Origin of the sequence: Reyranella aquatilis (assembly GCF_020880995.1) — a bacterium.
In the GTDB taxonomy this organism is placed as follows: Bacteria; Pseudomonadota; Alphaproteobacteria; order Reyranellales; family Reyranellaceae; genus Reyranella; species Reyranella aquatilis.
This window is the reverse complement of record NZ_JAJISD010000001.1, coordinates 655,479-671,703: the sequence shown is the minus strand read 5'-3', so window position 1 is coordinate 671,703 and position 16,225 is coordinate 655,479. Positions and strand designations below refer to the sequence as shown.

Sequence of the window (16,225 nt, the reverse complement as noted above, 5' to 3'; positions counted from 1 at the left end):
GCGTTCGAAGAGATGCGCGGTGCCTGTCGGCACGCGCGTTACTTCTGGTCGGCCGGCGCTTCCTCGGCCGCAGCCTCGGCGGCCTCGCCCTCGGCGCCTTCGGCAGCCTTGGCTTCGAACAGCGCGGCGGCCTGGTCGGCCGCACGCTGCGCGGCTTCCGCCGCCTCCATCTGCGCACGCTCGGTCTCGGCGACGAGCCTGCCGCCCTTGGCCAGGAACTCGGCCTCGTCGGCGGAGCGGGCGACCAGCACCGAGATCTCGACCACGACTTCCGGATGGAGGTGGATCTTGATCTTGTGCTCGCCCAGCGCCTTGATCGGCTTGTCCAGTTCGACCTGGCTGCGCTCGATCTTGACGCCCTGGGCAGCGGCGCCGTCGGCGATGTCGCGCGAGGTGACCGAACCGTAGAGTTGCAGCGCCTCGGAGGCCTGGCGGATGATGGTGACCTTGAGGTCGCTCATCTTCGCGCCGACGGCTTCCGCTTCCTGACGGCGCTCGAGGTTCTGAGCCTCGAGAACCTTACGCTGCGACTCGAAGTAGGTGATGTTGTCCTTGGTCGCGCGCAGTGCCTTCTTCTGCGGCAGGAGGAAGTTGCGGGCGAAGCCGGGCTTCACCTTCACAACGTCGCCCATCTGGCCGAGCTTCGGCACGCGTTCGAGCAGGATGACGTTCATCGGCATGATTGCGTCTCCCGACTAGGCGATGAGGTAGGGCAGGAGCGCCAGGAAGCGGGCGCGCTTGATCGCCTGGGCGAGTTCGCGCTGCTTCTTGGACGAGACCGCCGAGATGCGGCTCGGAACGATCTTGCCTCGTTCGGAGACGAAGCGCTGCAGAAGGCGCACGTCCTTGTAGTCGATCTTCGGGGCGTTGGCGCCGGAGAACGGGCAGCTCTTGCGGCGGCGGGTAAACGGACGACGCTGGGCGCTCATGCTTCTTCTCCCGTGTCAGAGGCGGGGGCAGCGCCGCCCTCATCGCCGAAGCGCGGACGCTCGCGACGCGGCGGGCGATCGCCCCAGCGGTCGCCACGATCGCCACCCGGACGGTCGGACTTCTCGGCGCTGCGAACCATGATGGCCGACGGGCCTTCCTCGAGTTCGTCGACGCGCACGGTCATGTAGCGGATGATGTCTTCGTTGATCGACATCGTGCGCTCCAGCTCCTTCACCGCCGCCGCGGGGGCGTCGATGTTGAGCAGGGTGTAGTGACCCTTGCGGTTCTTCTTGATGCGGTAGGTCAGCGAACGCAGGCCCCAGTACTCCTTCTTGGAGACGGTGCCGCCCAGGCTGGCGACCAGTTCTGAGAACTGGGTGGTCAGAGCCTCCACCTGCGTCGTCGCAACGTCCTGACGCGCAATGAAGACATTCTCGTAGAGTGCCATGTAGATTCGGCTCCTTATGGCTGTTAGCGACCCGGAGTTCCGAGGAACCGGCCGGATCTAGCCGCCCCATCGCGGAATGCACCGGGGCGGCAAGGAGATCGGAGCCGATTTAGGCCCCGAAGAGCGGCGGTTATACAGGCACGCGTCTTGAAAGCAAGGCATTCCGGTGCGGCTTGACTGCGCCCGGCACCCCGGTATGACTGCGCCAATTCTAGCCGAAATCGGGGGAAAACGCGCATGAGTCGGGCTTTTGTCTTTCCGGGACAGGGATCGCAGGCTGTCGGCATGGGAGCCGACCTTGCCGGCGCCTTCGCCACGGCCCGGGAGGTTTTCGGGGAAGTCGACGAGGCGCTGAAGCAGAACCTCTCCAAACTGATGCGGGAGGGGCCCGAAAGCGACCTCGTCCTGACCGAGAATGCCCAGCCGGCCCTGATGGCTGTCAGCGTGGCGGTCGCACGGATCCTGGAGAAGGACGGCGGCAAGCCCCTGTCGTCGCTCGCGACCCACGTCGCCGGCCACTCGCTCGGCGAATACTCGGCGCTGTCCGCGGCCGGCGCCCTGACGCTGTCGGACGCCGCTCGGCTCCTGAAGCTGCGCGGTCAGTCGATGCAGAAGGCCGTGCCGGTCGGCGTCGGCGCCATGGCGGCCCTGCTCGGCATCGAGCTGGAGCCTGCCCAGGAAGCCTGCAAGGAAGCGGCCCAAGGCGAGGTCGTCGCGGTCGCCAACGACAATGGCGGTGGCCAGGTCGTGGTCAGCGGCCACAAGGAAGCCGTCGAGCGCACCATCGAGGCGGCCAAGGCCAAGGGCTGCAAGCGCGGCATGCTGCTGCCGGTGAGCGCGCCTTTCCATTGCCCGCTGATGCAGCCGGCCGCCGATGCAATGAGGATCGCGCTAGAGGGTGTGACCTTGATGCCGCCGCGCGTGCCGCTCGTTTCCAACGTGCTGGCGTCCGAACTCAGCGATCCCGACTCGATCAAGCAGCGGCTTGTGGAACAGGTCACCGGGCTCGTGCGTTGGCGCGAAAGCGTGCAGTACATGAAGACCAGGGGTGTGGAAGTGCTCGTCGAATGCGGCACGGGCAAGGTCCTGTCGGGCCTGGTGAAGCGCATCGACAAGGACATGACGGGCATGGCGCTCAACACGCCGGCCGACATCGAAGCCTTCCTGAAGACGGTTTGAGGGGAAAAGCCATGTTCGACCTGACCGGCAAGGCTGCTCTCGTCACGGGTGCATCGGGCGGTATCGGCGGTGCGATCGCGCGCGCACTTCACAAGCAGGGCGCGACGGTAACGCTTTCGGGCACGCGCGCCGAAGCGCTGGAGCAGCTCAAGGCTTCGCTCGGCGATCGGGCTCATGTCGTGGCTGCACGGATGGACGATCCGGCCGACATCGATCGGCTCGCGAAGGAGGCCGAGGCCGCGATGGGCGGCAAGCTCGACATCCTGGTGAACAATGCCGGCATCACGCGCGACAACATCTCGATGCGGATGAAGGACGAGGAGTGGGAAAAGGTCCTGCAGGTAAATCTCACCGGCACCTTTCGTCTCACGCGCGCAGCTATGCGCGGAATGATGAAGCGGCGGTTCGGTCGCGTGATCAACATCACCTCGATCGTCGGCGTCACCGGCAATCCGGGCCAGGCGAACTACGCAGCTGCCAAGGCCGGCCTGATCGGCATGTCGAAGTCGCTGGCGCAGGAACTGGCGTCGCGTGGCATCACCGTGAACTGCCTGGCACCCGGTTTCATCGCCACGCCGATGACCGACGTGCTGACCGACGACCAGAAGAAGGCCATTCTGGGACGCGTGCCGGCCGATCGGCTCGGCACGCCGGACGAGATTGCCGCCGGCGTGGTCTACCTCGCCAGCGACGAGGCCGCCTATGTCACGGGTCAGACCCTGCACATCAACGGCGGGATGGCGATGATCTGAGGGTAAAGCCTGCAAGTGCCTGATTTCGTGGGCTTTTCGGTTCTAGCCAATGGCCGGGAAGCTATGTTAATAGCGCGGCATCCGCCGGACCCCCTTCGGCGACCGGGATTTTTGGATACACGGGAAGGACAAGACAATGAGCGATATTGCCGAGCGCGTTAAGAAGATCGTCGTTGAGCATCTCGGCGTCGAAGCCGCTCAGGTCAAGGAAGAGGCCAAGTTCATCGACGACCTCGGCGCGGACAGCCTCGACACGGTCGAGCTTGTGATGGCGTTTGAGGAAGAATTCGGCATCGAGATTCCCGATGACGCCGCCGAGAAGATCCAGACCGTTGGCGACGCGATCGGCTTCATCAAGGGCAACGCGAAGTCCTGATCTTCACCGTTTCCTGCAAGAGGGACGTCGGAAGATGAGGCGAGTCGTCGTAACCGGCATGGGTATGGTGACGCCGTTGGGTGACGGCGTCGACACGAACTGGCGCCGCCTCATGGCGGCGGAGTCGGGCATTCGCCCCATCCAGGCTTTCGATACGGCCGATCTCGCGACGCGAATCGCGGGTGAGGTGCCCCAGGGCGACAAGGCAAACGGCCACTTCAATGTGGACGGCTACCTTGCGCCCAAGGAGCAGCGGAAGCTCGACAAGTTCATCGTGTTCGGACTCGCGGCCGCCCAGCAGGCGGTCGAGGATTCGGGCTGGATGCCGCAGGACGAGGAAGGTCTGACCCGGACCGGCGTCATGATCGGCTCCGGCATCGGTGGTCTCCAGACCATCTACGAGACCTCGCTCGTGCTTAAGGAGCGGGGACCTCGTCGAGTGAGTCCCTTTTTTATTCCCTCGGCGCTGATCAACCTCGTCTCCGGCCAGGTTTCCATCAAGTACGGCTTCAAGGGACCGAACCACGCGGTCGTCACCGCCTGCGCCACCGGTGCGCACGCGATCGGCGATGCCGCGCGGCTGATCCAGTTCGAGGATGCCGATGTGATGGTGGCGGGCGGTGCCGAAGCCGCGATCTGCCGCATCGGCATCGCGGGCTTCAACGCCTGCAAGGCATTGTCGACCGACTTCAACGACACCCCGACACAGGCGTCGCGGCCCTGGGACAGGAAGCGCGACGGCTTCGTAATGGGCGAGGGCGCCGGCTGTCTTGTGCTCGAGGAGTACGAGCACGCGAAGAAGCGCGGTGCGAAGATCTACGCCGAGATCCTCGGCTACGGCCTGTCGGGCGACGCCTATCACATTACCGCTCCGTCGGAAGACGGCGACGGTGCGATGCGCGCCATGAAGGCCGCTCTCAAGCGCGCCAACCTCGGCACGGACCAGATCGACTACGTCAACGCCCATGGCACGTCGACCATGGCCGACGTCATCGAACTCGGTGCGGTCAAGCGGACCTTTGGCGCCGATGCCTACAAGCTGTCGATGTCCTCGACGAAGTCGGCAACCGGCCATCTGCTGGGCGCCGCCGGAGCGATCGAGGCAATCTATGCGATCAAGTCGCTGAACGAGCAGGCGGTTCCGCCGACGCTCAACCTCGACGAACCGGACGAGGGTTGCGACATCGACCTGGTCCCGAAACAGGCCAAGCAGCGCAAGGTTCGCTTCGCACTCAGCAATTCGTTCGGATTCGGCGGCACCAACGCGAGCCTGATCGTCGGGCCTGCCTGAACTCAGGGAGCTGAGTCATGCTCAGCTACTTCCGCTGGGTCCTGTTCTTCATCGCGTTGTTCGCCACCGTCATGGGCGGGTCGATCTATGTCGGCCACGTGATCCTCACCGCCCAGGGGCCCCTCGAGAAGACCAAGAACGTCGTCATCCCGCGCGGGGCCGGACCGACCACCATGGCCAAGCTGCTGGAGGAGGAGGGCGTCATCGCCCACCCGCGGCTGTTCCGCGTGGCCCTGATGATCGATCCGTCGCCCAAGCCGATCAAGGCGGGCGAGTACGAAGTACCGGCCCACACCTCGATGCAGGCTCTGGTCGAGCTCTTGCAGTCCGGAAAGGTCGTGCAACGCCGTCTCACGATTCCCGAGGGCATGACGACGCCCGAGGTGCTGGAGCTGGTGCGGAAGACGGAGGCGCTCACCGGGGACATCACGCTCGACGTGAAGGAGGGCGACCTCCTGCCCGAGACCTACTTCTATTCACGCGATGACACCCGCGACGGGCTGCTGCTGCGCATGAAGGAGGCGATGGAGAAGGCTCTGGACGAGGCCTGGCGCAAGCGCGCCGCCGGCCTGCCGCTGGCCAACAAGCGAGAAGCCCTGATCCTGGCGTCGATGATCGAGAAGGAAACCGCGGTGCCGGCGGAACGCACGCGGGTCGCGGCGGTGTTCATCAACCGGCTGCGCCGGCGCATGAAGCTCGAGAGCGATCCCACCACAATCTACGGACTCACCGAAGGCAAGGCGCCGCTGGGCCGCGACCTCACGCGCGCCGATCTGCAATCGAACACGCCCTTCAATACCTATGTGATCGCCGCCCTGCCGCGCGGACCGATCTGCAATCCCGGACGCGCCTCGATCGTCGCGGCGACCAATCCGGCACGCGACCGGTCGCTTTACTTCGTTGCCGACGGGCAGGGCGGGCACGCCTTTGCCACCACGCTTCTCGAGCACAACCGCAATGTCGAGCGTTGGCGCCAGATCCAGCGCGAGAAGGCGGAATCCCAGTCGCAGACACAGCCGCAAGCGCCGGCGCCCCAGGCGCCGACGACGCGGCAGTAGGCCATGCCGGCGCTTCTCCTGGCGCTGCTGTCCTTCGCCGCTATCGCTTTGGCCGTCGCATGGCTACTACGCGCCAATCCGTCGTCCCTCGCGCGCGCGATACGCGTGATGATGGTGATACTGGGCGGCGTCGGCGTTGGCGCCATGCTGATCTTCGGACTTCGCTTTCTCCCCGGACTGCTCCCGGAGCTCATGGGCCTAGCGGGGATCGCGATCACGGCGCTCATTGCGCGCGCCGTCCGTAACCGCCCGTCGGGCGGCTTCAGCGCTCCCGGGGCCGGCCAACGTACCGAAGTGAAGACGACGTTCCTGCAGGCCTGGATCGACCACGCGACCGGCGATGTCGGCGGCACCGTACTGGCAGGTCGCTTCGCCGGCCGGACTCTAGACCTCCTGAGCGACGCGGAACTTCTCACCCTGCAGGCGGAATGCGCAGCGGACGCCGATTCGCTGCGCGTTCTGGAAGCCTATCTCGACCGTCGCCTGGGGGCGGACTGGCGCAATGCGCGAAGCGCGCCTCCGCCCCGAGGGCCCGGCTCCGATATGAGTCGTGACGAGGCGCTGGCTGTGCTTGGGCTCTCCGCGGGAGCGACCGAAGAAGAGATCAAGGCGGCGCATCGGCGCCTGATTCAGCGCATGCATCCCGATGTCGGAGGGTCGGCTGAACTCGCCGCCCGTATCAACCGGGCCAAGGACGTGCTGCTCGGCGGATGACCTTGCCACGGCGCGCGCCCGCGTGGCATCTAGCGCTCCCGCGGGGCCTCTTGCCTTGATCCTGTCAAATCATTGATTTTCATATACAATCCGGTTCCTGAGAGAGGTCGATGAGCATGCCGCAGCGAGTCCGAAAAGCCGTTCTTCCGGTTGCCGGTCTGGGAACCCGCTTCCTCCCCGCGACCAAGGCGATGCCGAAGGAGATGCTGACGGTCGTCGACCGTCCTCTCATCCAGTACGCGGTGCAGGAGTGCCTTGCCGCCGGGATCGAGGAATTCGTCTTCGTGTCCGGTCGCAACAAGGGCGCGCTGGAAGATCATTTCGACCATGCCTACGAACTCGAGGCAACGCTCGAGCAACGCAAGAAGGCAGCGGAGCTGAAGCAGACGCAGGACGCCACGATCAAGCCGGGAAACGCGATCTTCACCCGCCAGCAGAAGCCGCTGGGGCTTGGGCACGCCGTGTGGTGCGCGCGTCACTGGATCGGGCAGGAGCCTTTCGCCGTCCTGCTGCCCGACGAGCTGACGATCGACGAGCCGAGCTGCATCGGCCAACTCGTGCAGGCGCACGAGAAGACCGGCGGCAGCGTGGTCGCCGTGATGGACGTGCCGCGCGAGCAGACCAAGAGCTATGGCATCGCGGCCGTGAAGAACGAGGACGGAAACCTGTCCGAGATCACGGGGATGGTCGAGAAGCCCAAGCCCGAGGAGGCGCCGTCGACGCTGGCCCTGATCGGACGCTATGTGCTGATGCCGGAAGTGTTCGAGCACCTCGATCGTCACGAGACCGGCGCCGGCGGCGAGATCCAGCTCACCGACGCGATGGCAAAGATGATCGGGCGCTCGCCCTTCCATGCCTTGAAGTATGCCGGTCAGCGCTACGATTGCGGCAGCCGCATCGGCTTCCTCGAAGCCAATGTCGCCGTGGCGCTGCACCGCGCGGACACGGCTGCCGAAACCCGGGCTCTTCTGGGCCGCTTGCTGAAGGCCTGATCGCCATGCGCATCGCCATGATCGGTTCCGGCTACGTGGGACTGGTGTCCGGAGCCTGCTTCGCACAATTCGGGCACGACGTGGCGTGCGTCGACAAGGAAGCCGCTAAGATCGAGCGGCTCCGCAGGGGCGAGATCCCGATCTACGAGCCGGGCCTCGATCGCCTCGTGGCCGACAACGTGCGGTCCGGACGCCTGACCTTCAGCACCCATCTTGCGGACGCCGTCGGCAATGCCGACGCGGTGTTCATCGCCGTCGGCACCCCGACGCGGCGCGGCGACGGGCATGCCGACCTGTCCTACGTCTACGCCGCGGCGGCCGAGATCGCCCAGGCCATCACCGGCTACACCGTGATCGTGACCAAATCGACCGTTCCGGTCGGTACTGGCCGGGAGGTCGCCCGCATCATCCGGGAGTCCCGCCCGGCGGCGGAATTCGACGTGGCGTCGAACCCGGAGTTCCTGCGCGAAGGCGCGGCGATCGAGGACTTCATGAAGCCGGACCGCGTCGTGATCGGCGTCGAAAGCCAGCGGGCGCGCGATGTGATGGCGGCGATCTATCGGCCGCTCAACTTGATCCAGACACCGATGGTGTTCACCAACATCGAGACCGCCGAGGTCACCAAGTACGCGGGCAACGCCTTCCTCGCGACCAAGATCACCTTCATCAACGAGATCGCCGACCTGTGCGAGAAGGTCGGTGCCGACGTGCACGACGTGGCGCGCGGCATCGGCCTCGACGGGCGGATCGGGCGCAAGTTCCTGCATCCTGGACCGGGCTTCGGCGGATCATGCTTCCCGAAGGACACGCTGGCGCTCGCCTATACGGCGCGCGAGGCCAATGCGCCGCAGACCATCGTCGAGCAGGTGATCCAGGTGAACAACGGGCGCAAGAAGCGGATGGCCCGGAAGGTCATCGACTTCTGCGGCGGTTCCGTCGCCGGGCTGACGGTCGGTGTGCTGGGTCTCACCTTCAAGCCGAACACCGACGACATGCGCGATGCGCCATCGCTCGATATCGTCCCGGCGCTGCAGGCGGCCGGTGCCCGGATCGTGGCCTTCGATCCTGAAGGCATGGAGGAGGCGGGACGGTTGCTGAAGGACGTGACCTTCACGCGAACCGCCTACGAGGCGGCGACCGGCGCCGACGTGCTGCTCGTCATTACGGAGTGGCACGAGTTCCGTGGGCTTGACCCGCGGCGCATCAAGGAGCTGATGCGCCAGCCGCGCATCGTCGACCTGCGCAACATCTTCGATCCGGGTGAAATGCGCGCGCTTGGCTTTACCTACGAGGGCGTCGGCCGGCCTGGCCCGCGTTCCTGAATTTCTGACGGTTTTCTGCGGAGTTCATTCCATGAGCCACAAGTTCGATTCCAGCATCCTGCGCGAGTACGACATCCGCGGCATCGTGGGCGGCACCGTCCATGCCGCCGACGCCCGCGCGATCGGCCGCACGCTGGGCACGCTGGTGAAGCGCAAGGGCGGCAAGCGCGTGGCGCTGGGCTACGACGGCCGGCTGAGTTCGCCGGAACTCGCGGCGGCCTGCATCGAGGGGCTGACCGCTGCCGGTATCGACGTGCTGGACATCGGACTGGCGGCGACTCCGATGCTTTATTTTGCCGTCTACCATCTCGAGGCCGACGGCGGCATCCAGATCACCGGGTCGCACAATCCGCCGGACTACAACGGCTTCAAGATGATGATGGGCAAGAAGTCCTTCTTCGGGGCCGACATCCAGACGCTGGGCGCGATGGCCGGGAAAGGCGACTGGGAGACGGGGCAGGGCAAGGTCGAGAAGCGTCCGATCCTCGCCGACTATGCGGCCCGTCTGCTGCGCGACGTGAAGCCCGGCAAGAAGCTCAAGGTTGCCTGGGATACCGGCAACGGAGCCGTCGGCGTGTCGATCCGCGCGGTGGTCGACAAGCTCGAAGGCGAGCATTTCGTGCTCAACGAGAAGGTCGACGGCACCTTCCCGGCGCATCATCCCGATCCGACAGTGCCGAAGAACCTCGAGCAACTGATCGCCGAGGTGAAGAAGCAGGGCTGCGATCTGGGCATCGCCTTCGACGGCGACGGCGATCGCATCGGCGCCGTGGACGGCAAGGGCCGCATCCTGTGGGGCGATCAGCTTCTCGTCCTGTGGTCGCGCGACGTGCTGAAGAGCAGGCCGGGCGCCACCATCATCGCGGACGTGAAGGCGAGCCAGGTGCTTTTCGACGAGATCGCCAAGGCCGGCGGCAAGCCGATGATGTTCAAGACCGGTCACTCTCTCATCAAGAGCAAGATGGCCGAGGTCGGTGCGCCGCTCGCGGGCGAGATGAGCGGTCACGTCTTCTTTGCCGACACCTTCTACGGTTTCGACGATGCGCTCTATTGCGGCCTGCGCCTGCTCAACATCGTCGCCAACTCGAAGGAGACCCTGGCAGACATGCGCGACGGGCTTCCCCAGCCGGTCAATACGCCCGAGCTGCGCTTCGATTGTCCGGACGATCAGAAGTTCGGCGTGGTGGAGAAGGTGAAGGCGCGCCTGCAGAAGGACGGTGCCAACTTCTCGGACATCGACGGCGTCCGGGTGAGCACGAAGGACGGCTGGTGGCTGCTGCGGGCGTCGAACACGCAGCCCGTTCTCGTGGCGCGGTGCGAGGCCACCGACGATGCGGGACTGGAGCGGTTGATGGCCGACCTGAAGGCTGCGCTCGCCGCATGCGGTGTCGAGCTGCCGGACGACGCCAGCTCCGGCCATCACTGATGCGCTTCTTCTTCTACGGCACGCTGCTCGATCGTGACGTGACGGCTCTTGTCCTGGCACGGCGCCTGCCGCCACAGGCCTATACGGAGGCACGCCTGCCGGGCCATGCGCGGCGGCGGGTGCAGGGCGGCACGTATCCCATCGTGATTGCCGATGCACGCGGGGAGGTTTCGGGCGCGATCGTCGGCGGTCTTAGCGCGCGCGATGTGGCGCGCCTCGCGGCTTACGAAGGTCCCGGCTATCGAGTGGTGCCGCTCAGGGTGAAAGTTCGCGGGAGGATGACCGTGGTGTCGGTCTTCGAGCCCATCCAGTCGCGCCTAAAGCCCAGTCGCGAACTGTGGGACCTGAGCCTCTGGCAGCGCCGTCACAAGCGGCTGTTCGTCGAGCGCCTGAAGCGGGCGCTCAGCGGGCGCCCGGCGTATTCCAGGCCGTGACCTGCAGGGCCGAGCAGTAGATCTTCCGCTTCTCCAGCCGCTTGCAGCCTTCGGTGGCCTGTTCCTGCGACAGGTTGATGAGGCGTGCCCGGTGGAAGACGCGGTTGGCCATCTGGACTTCGTCGACGATCGCCGATGCCTGACGGGCGTTGGGCAGCGCGGCGGTCGCGCGCTCGAGCGCTGCCTGGGCCGCCTGAGGCTCGCTGAAGGAGCCGACCTGGATGACCCAGCTACCAAGAGCGGGCGTGTCCGACATTGCAGGGGCAGGCGCGGCCGGGGGCGGCGCCGCGGCGAATGACGTCTGCGCAGCCGGTGGCGCGGCCGGCGCGGGCGGCACGAAGCCGGCATACTTCGGGCTGACCTGCTGCGGTGCTGCCTGGGGCGGCCGGTAAGCCTCCGCGAAGCTGCTGCCCGGATCGAATTGAGCGGCGGTGTAGCGGGCCGACGGCGGTTTGCGCTGCGACGTCCAGGGCGAGAGCTGCATCGCGGCGGCAAGCGCGAAGCCCCGGTCCATCAGGGCTGCCATCGTCCGGTCGCGCTGGGCCGCGCTCGTGCCGCCCATGACCACGCCGATCAGGCGGCGATTGTCGCGCACGGCGGACATCACGAGGTTGAACCCGGACGCGTTCGTGTAGCCGGTCTTCAGGCCGTCGGCGCCATCGTAGTTGCCGAGCATGCGGTTATGGTTCTCGAGCGTGCGGCCGCGATAGGCGTAGCTCTGAACGGAGAAGATTGCATAGTAGTGCGGATAGTCACGCAGCAGCGCGTTGGCGAGCTTGGCGAGATCGCGCGCCGTCGTGACCTGCTCGCTGTTGGGAAGGCCGGAGGCATTGCGGAACACCGTCGACGTCATGCCGAGCTGGCGCGCCTTCTGCGTCATCAGCCGGGCAAACGCCTCTTCGCTGCCGGCGAGCGCCTCGGCCAGCAGCACGGCGGCGTCGTTTGCCGACCGCGTAACCAGCGCCATCGTGGCATCACGCACGTTCACCGTGCCGCCCGGCGTCATGCCCATCTTGGTCGGCGGGGCATTGAGCGCGTTGACCGACACCTGCAGCCCGTCGCCCAGCGACAGACGGCCCGAATCGAGGGCCGAGAAGGTGAGGTAGATGGTCATCAGCTTGGTGAGAGACGCAGGATGGCGCAGCTCGTCGGGGCGGTCAGATGCGAGCTCGCGGCCGCTCGTGGCATCTACGATCAGGTAGGATTCGCGGGCATTGACGCCTGGATTGGGAACCCAGGAGGAGGACGTATTGCGCGATGAAGCCTTGGCGCGGGCCTTGGCCGGCGGCGCGGCGCGCTTGACCGACGTCGTCTGCGCGTCGACGGGCGCGGGCGTCAGGGTCGCGCCGATGAACACAGCACCGACGGCAAACCAGGAAAGACTGACCGCAATTCGCCTGAACCGGAAAATCATTGCGAATACGCCACACGCAAAATTCTGATTTTTGTGCCCAGCCAATACGTTATGGGCAATTCCTGTTACTCTACTAAAGTTCGGTTTGCTCTGCAACTTTGCACATGCCGCTCTGCTGCCCTAGTTCGCGCCGATCATGCGGCTGTCCATAGGAGACCGTGATGAAGGCTTTTTTCGCGACCATGGCCGCCGTGACGCTCCTCGCGGCCGGGCCGGCGACCGCCCAGCGGCCCGATCGCAACGTCGAGAAGCCCGTCGTGCGCAGCTTCCACTGGTTCGATTTCGTCGCTGCCAACGACATCCGGGCCGCGTGCGTCCCGGGCGGTCGCAGCCGTCTGCGGCTGATCTACAACGCCCTCTGGGAGGAGCAGGTCCGCGCCTACGAGATCTTCCTGCAGCCCGACGGGACAGCGGGCATGAACATCGGCGTGCTGGAGGGGCAGGGCAATGTCACCACCGGCATCACCAACATGCTGATCTCGACCCCCTCCGACATCTTCGCGCCCTGGAGCATGAAGGGGGGGCAGCGCCTCCTGAATGCCGCGGAAACCCGTGATCTGGTGGGGTTGCTCGAAGAGAGCCGGGCGTTCGGTCCACCGCGGGACGGAATGCGACTGCCGGACAACGACTTCTGGTGGGCGGTCGCCTCCTGCCGCAACGGTGTCTGGGGCTTTCAGGCCTACCACTACCCGACGGATGGTTTTGCGAACGTCAAATTCTCGGCCAGGCTATTCTCGTGGGATGCCGTGCCGATCCCGGTCAATCCGCCACGCAAGCTCGAGCCTGCGGAGCTGCGGCGCGACATGAACGCCCCGATCCACCGCGCCCGGGCCGACCGCTGGATGCTGGTCGTGGGCAAGGACGGGCTCCGACCGAGGTAGCGGAATCGTCCGGGCTCCCTATATAATTCTTGTGTGGCTTGGCTTTGGAGTGTGGCTAGGGCAATGAATTTTCTGCGCAGCGCAAGCGAAGTGCGGCTCGGCGGGCCCAGCGAGCCGCCGAACGGTCCGCCCCAGCAGCCGCCGCGCCGCGACGACGGCGAGGGCGGCGACGACGGTCGTACCGGTGCCCTTACGCTGACGCGGACCCGCACCAAGAAGCCGTCGATGTACAAGGTGCTGATGCTGAACGACGACTACACGCCGATGGAGTTCGTCGTCGACGTTCTGCAGAACATCTTCCAGAAGAATCGCGAGGAGGCCACCGAGGTCATGCTGCACGTCCATCAGAAGGGCGTGGGAGTCTGCGGCGTCTACACCTACGAGATCGCCGAGACGAAAGTGACCCAGACGGTGGACTACGCGCGTAAGAACCAGCACCCTCTCCAGTGCACCTTGGAGAAAGAGTAACGACGACCAAGAGTAGTTTGTTTTTCCTGTCGAGGTGGTCCGATGTCCATGTTGTCCAAGAACCTCGAGAAGTCCCTGCATCGCGCCTTCGGGTTGGCAGGTGAACGTCGTCACGAGTACGCGACGCTGGAGCACCTGCTGCTGGCGATGACCGAGGACGAGGACGCGGTCCCCGTCCTCAAGGCCTGCGGCGTCGACATCGATCGGTTGCGCCACGACCTCGAAACCTTCGTCGATAATCGTCTCAAAGGCATAATCACGCAGAGCGCCAGCGAGCCGCTGCCGACTGCGGGCTTCCAGCGCGTCGTTCAGCGGGCGGCGGTCCACGTGCAGTCTTCCGGTCGCAACGAGGTAACCGGCGCCAACGTGCTGGTGGCGCTCTTCTCGGAGCGCGACAGCCATGCCGTGTCGTTCCTCGAGAACCAGGGCATGACCCGTCTCGACGCGGTCGATTACATCAGTCACGGCAAGGCCAAGGTGCCGGGCCGTTCGCGCACCCGCCGCGTCAGCGGCTCCGAGGAGGAAGCAGGCGGCGGCGAGGGCGCGGCAAAGCAGGGCAACGAGGCGCTGGCCGCCTACTGTGTCGACCTGAACCAGAAGGCCCGCGAGGGCCGCGTCGATCCGCTCATTGGGCGCGATCACGAGGTCGAGCGGACCATTCAGGTGTTGTGCCGCCGCACCAAGAACAACCCGCTCTATGTCGGCGAACCCGGCGTCGGCAAGACGGCGATCGCCGAGGGTCTTGCCCGCAAGATCATCGACGGCGAGGTCCCGGAAGTCCTCAAGGAAGCGATCATCTACTCGCTCGACATGGGTGCCCTGCTGGCCGGCACGCGCTATCGCGGCGACTTCGAGGAGCGGCTGAAGGCGGTCCTGGGCGAACTCAAGAAGAAGCCGAATTCGGTCCTCTTCATCGACGAGATCCACACGATCATCGGAGCCGGCGCCACGTCGGGCGGCTCGATGGACGCGTCCAATCTGCTGAAGCCCTCGCTCCAGTCGGGCGAACTCCGCTGCATCGGCTCGACGACGTACAAGGAGTACCGCAACTACTTCGAGAAGGACCGCGCGCTGGTGCGTCGCTTCCAGAAGATCGACGTGCCCGAGCCCACGATCAGCGATGCCGTCGAGATCATGAAGGGGTTGAAGCCGGTCTACGAGAAGCATCATCATGTGAGCTTCACCGACGATGCGATCAAGGCGGCTGTCGAATTGTCGGCGCGCTACATCCATGACCGCAAGCTGCCGGACAAGGCGATCGACGTGATCGACGAGGTCGGTGCTGCGCAGATGCTTCGCGCGCCCGACCAGCGCAAGAGCACGATCGAGGTCTCGGACATCGAGGAAATCGTCGCCAAGATCGCGCGCATCCCGCCGAAGTCGGTGTCCAAGGACGATACCGAGATGCTGCGCACGATCGACCGCGACCTGAAGACGGTCGTGTTCGGCCAGGATCACGCCATCGACCAGCTCGCGGCTTCCATCAAGCTCGCCCGCGCGGGCCTGCGGTCGCCGGAAAAGCCGATCGGCAGCTATCTGCTGGCGGGACCGACCGGCGTCGGCAAGACCGAGGTGACGCGCCAACTGGCTCGCCTGCTCGGCCTCGAGGTCATCCGCTTCGACATGTCGGAGTACATGGAGCGCCACAGCGTCTCGCGCCTGATCGGCGCCCCGCCGGGCTATGTCGGTTTCGACCAGGGCGGACTGCTCACCGACAAGGTCAACCAGCATCCGCACTGCGTCGTGCTGTTCGACGAGATCGAAAAGGCCCATCCGGACGTCTTCAACGTCCTTCTGCAGGTCATGGATTACGGCAAGCTCACCGACCACAACGGCCGGACGGTGGACTTCCGCAACGTGATCCTTTGCATGACGACCAACGCCGGTGCTGCCGACATCGCCAAGCCGGCTCTGGGCTTCGGCCGGGAGCAGCGGCACGACGAGGACAACGAGGCGATCAACCGACTGTTCGCGCCGGAGTTCCGCAACCGGCTGGACGCGATCATCAAGTTCGCCAACCTCGGCCCCGAATCGATGGGCAAGGTGGTGGACAAGTTCGTGGCCGAGCTCGAAGTCCAGCTCGCCGACCGCAAGGTCTTCATCGAGCTGACGGATGGCGCACGTCGCTGGCTGGCGGAGAAGGGCTACGACAAGCTGTTCGGCGCCCGGCCGCTCGCACGCGTGATCCAAGAGTACGTGAAGAAACCGCTGGCGGAAGAGGTGCTGTTCGGCAGGCTCTCCGACGGGGGCACGGTGCGCGTCGACGTCGACGGGCCGGGCGAAACCGCCAAGCTCGCCTTCACCTTCCTGCCGCCTGAACGCGGTGCCCTGCCGCCGGCCAGCCAAGAGCCGGTGCTCGCCGGCTAGTGAGCGCCTTCAAGCCGCTCTGGGTCGCCCTGCGCGCCTCGGTGCTTGCCACCGCGGTGTTCTGGGTCGTCCTGTTCATCGTCGATAAGGCCGGGTGGCAGGCGCCGCTCGGCCTTACCGAGCAGGCGGTCTTCTTCGTTGTCTTCTTCTTCGGGGTGCTGATGGCCAAATAG

General features: G+C 65.6%; 18 protein-coding genes. 14 read left to right on the top strand and 4 right to left on the bottom strand.

Features of this window, described 5'->3' with window-relative positions; genetic code table 11:
- Window positions 1-38: 38 nt before the first annotated feature.
- From rplI to rpsF, 3 genes are read right to left on the bottom strand one after another with little or no spacing between them, the layout of a single operon-like run.
- Window positions 39-674, bottom strand: coding sequence for a 50S ribosomal protein L9 (rplI, locus tag LJ725_RS03265; protein ID WP_230549695.1), 636 nt, complete (start codon window positions 672-674; stop codon window positions 39-41).
- 21 nt (window positions 675-695) lie between these two features.
- A complete protein-coding gene (gene rpsR, locus LJ725_RS03260; protein WP_068191954.1) occupies window positions 696-929 on the bottom strand; it encodes a 30S ribosomal protein S18 in 234 nt (77 codons plus the stop codon).
- Complete coding sequence (rpsF, locus tag LJ725_RS03255; protein WP_230549177.1) at window positions 926-1,378, bottom strand: 30S ribosomal protein S6; 453 nt, start codon at window positions 1,376-1,378, stop codon at window positions 926-928. Before rpsF ends, rpsR begins: the two co-directional genes overlap by 4 nt.
- Window positions 1,379-1,615: 237 nt before the next feature.
- Between rpsF and fabD the strand changes: the two genes are divergently transcribed.
- The 10 genes from fabD (at window position 1,616) to LJ725_RS03205 (ending at window position 10,922) form a co-directional block, all read left to right on the top strand.
- Window positions 1,616-2,557 (top strand): ACP S-malonyltransferase, encoded by a 942-nt coding sequence (fabD, locus tag LJ725_RS03250; protein ID WP_230549176.1) that lies wholly within the window; start codon window positions 1,616-1,618, stop codon window positions 2,555-2,557.
- Between the two features lie 11 nt (window positions 2,558-2,568).
- A complete protein-coding gene (fabG, locus tag LJ725_RS03245) occupies window positions 2,569-3,309 on the top strand; it encodes a 3-oxoacyl-[acyl-carrier-protein] reductase (protein WP_230549175.1) in 741 nt (246 codons plus the stop codon).
- Between the two features lie 136 nt (window positions 3,310-3,445).
- Complete coding sequence (locus tag LJ725_RS03240; RefSeq protein WP_068191947.1) at window positions 3,446-3,685, top strand: acyl carrier protein; 240 nt, start codon at window positions 3,446-3,448, stop codon at window positions 3,683-3,685.
- Between the two features lie 34 nt (window positions 3,686-3,719).
- Window positions 3,720-4,976 (top strand): beta-ketoacyl-ACP synthase II, encoded by a 1,257-nt coding sequence (gene fabF, locus LJ725_RS03235; RefSeq protein ID WP_230549174.1) that lies wholly within the window; start codon window positions 3,720-3,722, stop codon window positions 4,974-4,976.
- A gap of 17 nt (window positions 4,977-4,993) precedes the next feature.
- A complete protein-coding gene (mltG, locus tag LJ725_RS03230; RefSeq protein WP_230549173.1) occupies window positions 4,994-6,034 on the top strand; it encodes an endolytic transglycosylase MltG in 1,041 nt (346 codons plus the stop codon).
- Between the two features lie 3 nt (window positions 6,035-6,037).
- Window positions 6,038-6,748, top strand: coding sequence for a DnaJ domain-containing protein (locus tag LJ725_RS03225; RefSeq protein ID WP_230549172.1), 711 nt, complete (start codon window positions 6,038-6,040; stop codon window positions 6,746-6,748).
- A gap of 110 nt (window positions 6,749-6,858) precedes the next feature.
- Window positions 6,859-7,740 carry a UTP--glucose-1-phosphate uridylyltransferase GalU gene (gene galU, locus LJ725_RS03220; RefSeq protein WP_230549171.1) on the top strand — a complete coding sequence of 294 codons (882 nt, stop codon included), beginning with the start codon at window positions 6,859-6,861 and terminating at the stop codon, window positions 7,738-7,740.
- Between the two features lie 5 nt (window positions 7,741-7,745).
- Window positions 7,746-9,062 carry a UDP-glucose dehydrogenase family protein gene (locus LJ725_RS03215; protein WP_230549170.1) on the top strand — a complete coding sequence of 439 codons (1,317 nt, stop codon included), beginning with the start codon at window positions 7,746-7,748 and terminating at the stop codon, window positions 9,060-9,062.
- 31 nt (window positions 9,063-9,093) lie between these two features.
- Window positions 9,094-10,488 (top strand): phosphoglucomutase/phosphomannomutase PgmG, encoded by a 1,395-nt coding sequence (pgmG, locus tag LJ725_RS03210; RefSeq protein WP_230549169.1) that lies wholly within the window; start codon window positions 9,094-9,096, stop codon window positions 10,486-10,488.
- Window positions 10,488-10,922 carry a gamma-glutamylcyclotransferase family protein gene (locus LJ725_RS03205; RefSeq protein ID WP_230549168.1) on the top strand — a complete coding sequence of 145 codons (435 nt, stop codon included), beginning with the start codon at window positions 10,488-10,490 and terminating at the stop codon, window positions 10,920-10,922. Before pgmG ends, LJ725_RS03205 begins: the two co-directional genes overlap by 1 nt.
- On the opposite strand, the gene LJ725_RS03200 is transcribed toward LJ725_RS03205, so the two are convergent.
- Window positions 10,891-12,336, bottom strand: a complete 1,446-nt coding sequence (locus tag LJ725_RS03200; protein ID WP_230549167.1) for a D-alanyl-D-alanine carboxypeptidase family protein — start codon at window positions 12,334-12,336, stop codon at window positions 10,891-10,893. The two genes, LJ725_RS03205 and LJ725_RS03200, sit on opposite strands and share 32 nt — an antisense overlap.
- 161 nt (window positions 12,337-12,497) lie before the next feature.
- Here LJ725_RS03200 and LJ725_RS03195 point away from each other — a divergent pair, with 161 nt between their 5' ends.
- From LJ725_RS03195 to LJ725_RS03180, 4 genes are all read left to right on the top strand, one after another.
- Window positions 12,498-13,217 carry a hypothetical protein gene (locus LJ725_RS03195; protein WP_230549166.1) on the top strand — a complete coding sequence of 240 codons (720 nt, stop codon included), beginning with the start codon at window positions 12,498-12,500 and terminating at the stop codon, window positions 13,215-13,217.
- A gap of 63 nt (window positions 13,218-13,280) precedes the next feature.
- Window positions 13,281-13,685 (top strand): ATP-dependent Clp protease adapter ClpS, encoded by a 405-nt coding sequence (clpS, locus tag LJ725_RS03190; RefSeq protein ID WP_230549165.1) that lies wholly within the window; start codon window positions 13,281-13,283, stop codon window positions 13,683-13,685.
- Window positions 13,686-13,727: 42 nt separating this feature from the next.
- Window positions 13,728-16,052 carry an ATP-dependent Clp protease ATP-binding subunit ClpA gene (clpA, locus tag LJ725_RS03185; protein ID WP_230549164.1) on the top strand — a complete coding sequence of 775 codons (2,325 nt, stop codon included), beginning with the start codon at window positions 13,728-13,730 and terminating at the stop codon, window positions 16,050-16,052.
- Window positions 16,052-16,225, top strand: coding sequence for a hypothetical protein (locus LJ725_RS03180; protein WP_230549163.1), 174 nt, complete (start codon window positions 16,052-16,054; stop codon window positions 16,223-16,225). Before clpA ends, LJ725_RS03180 begins: the two co-directional genes overlap by 1 nt.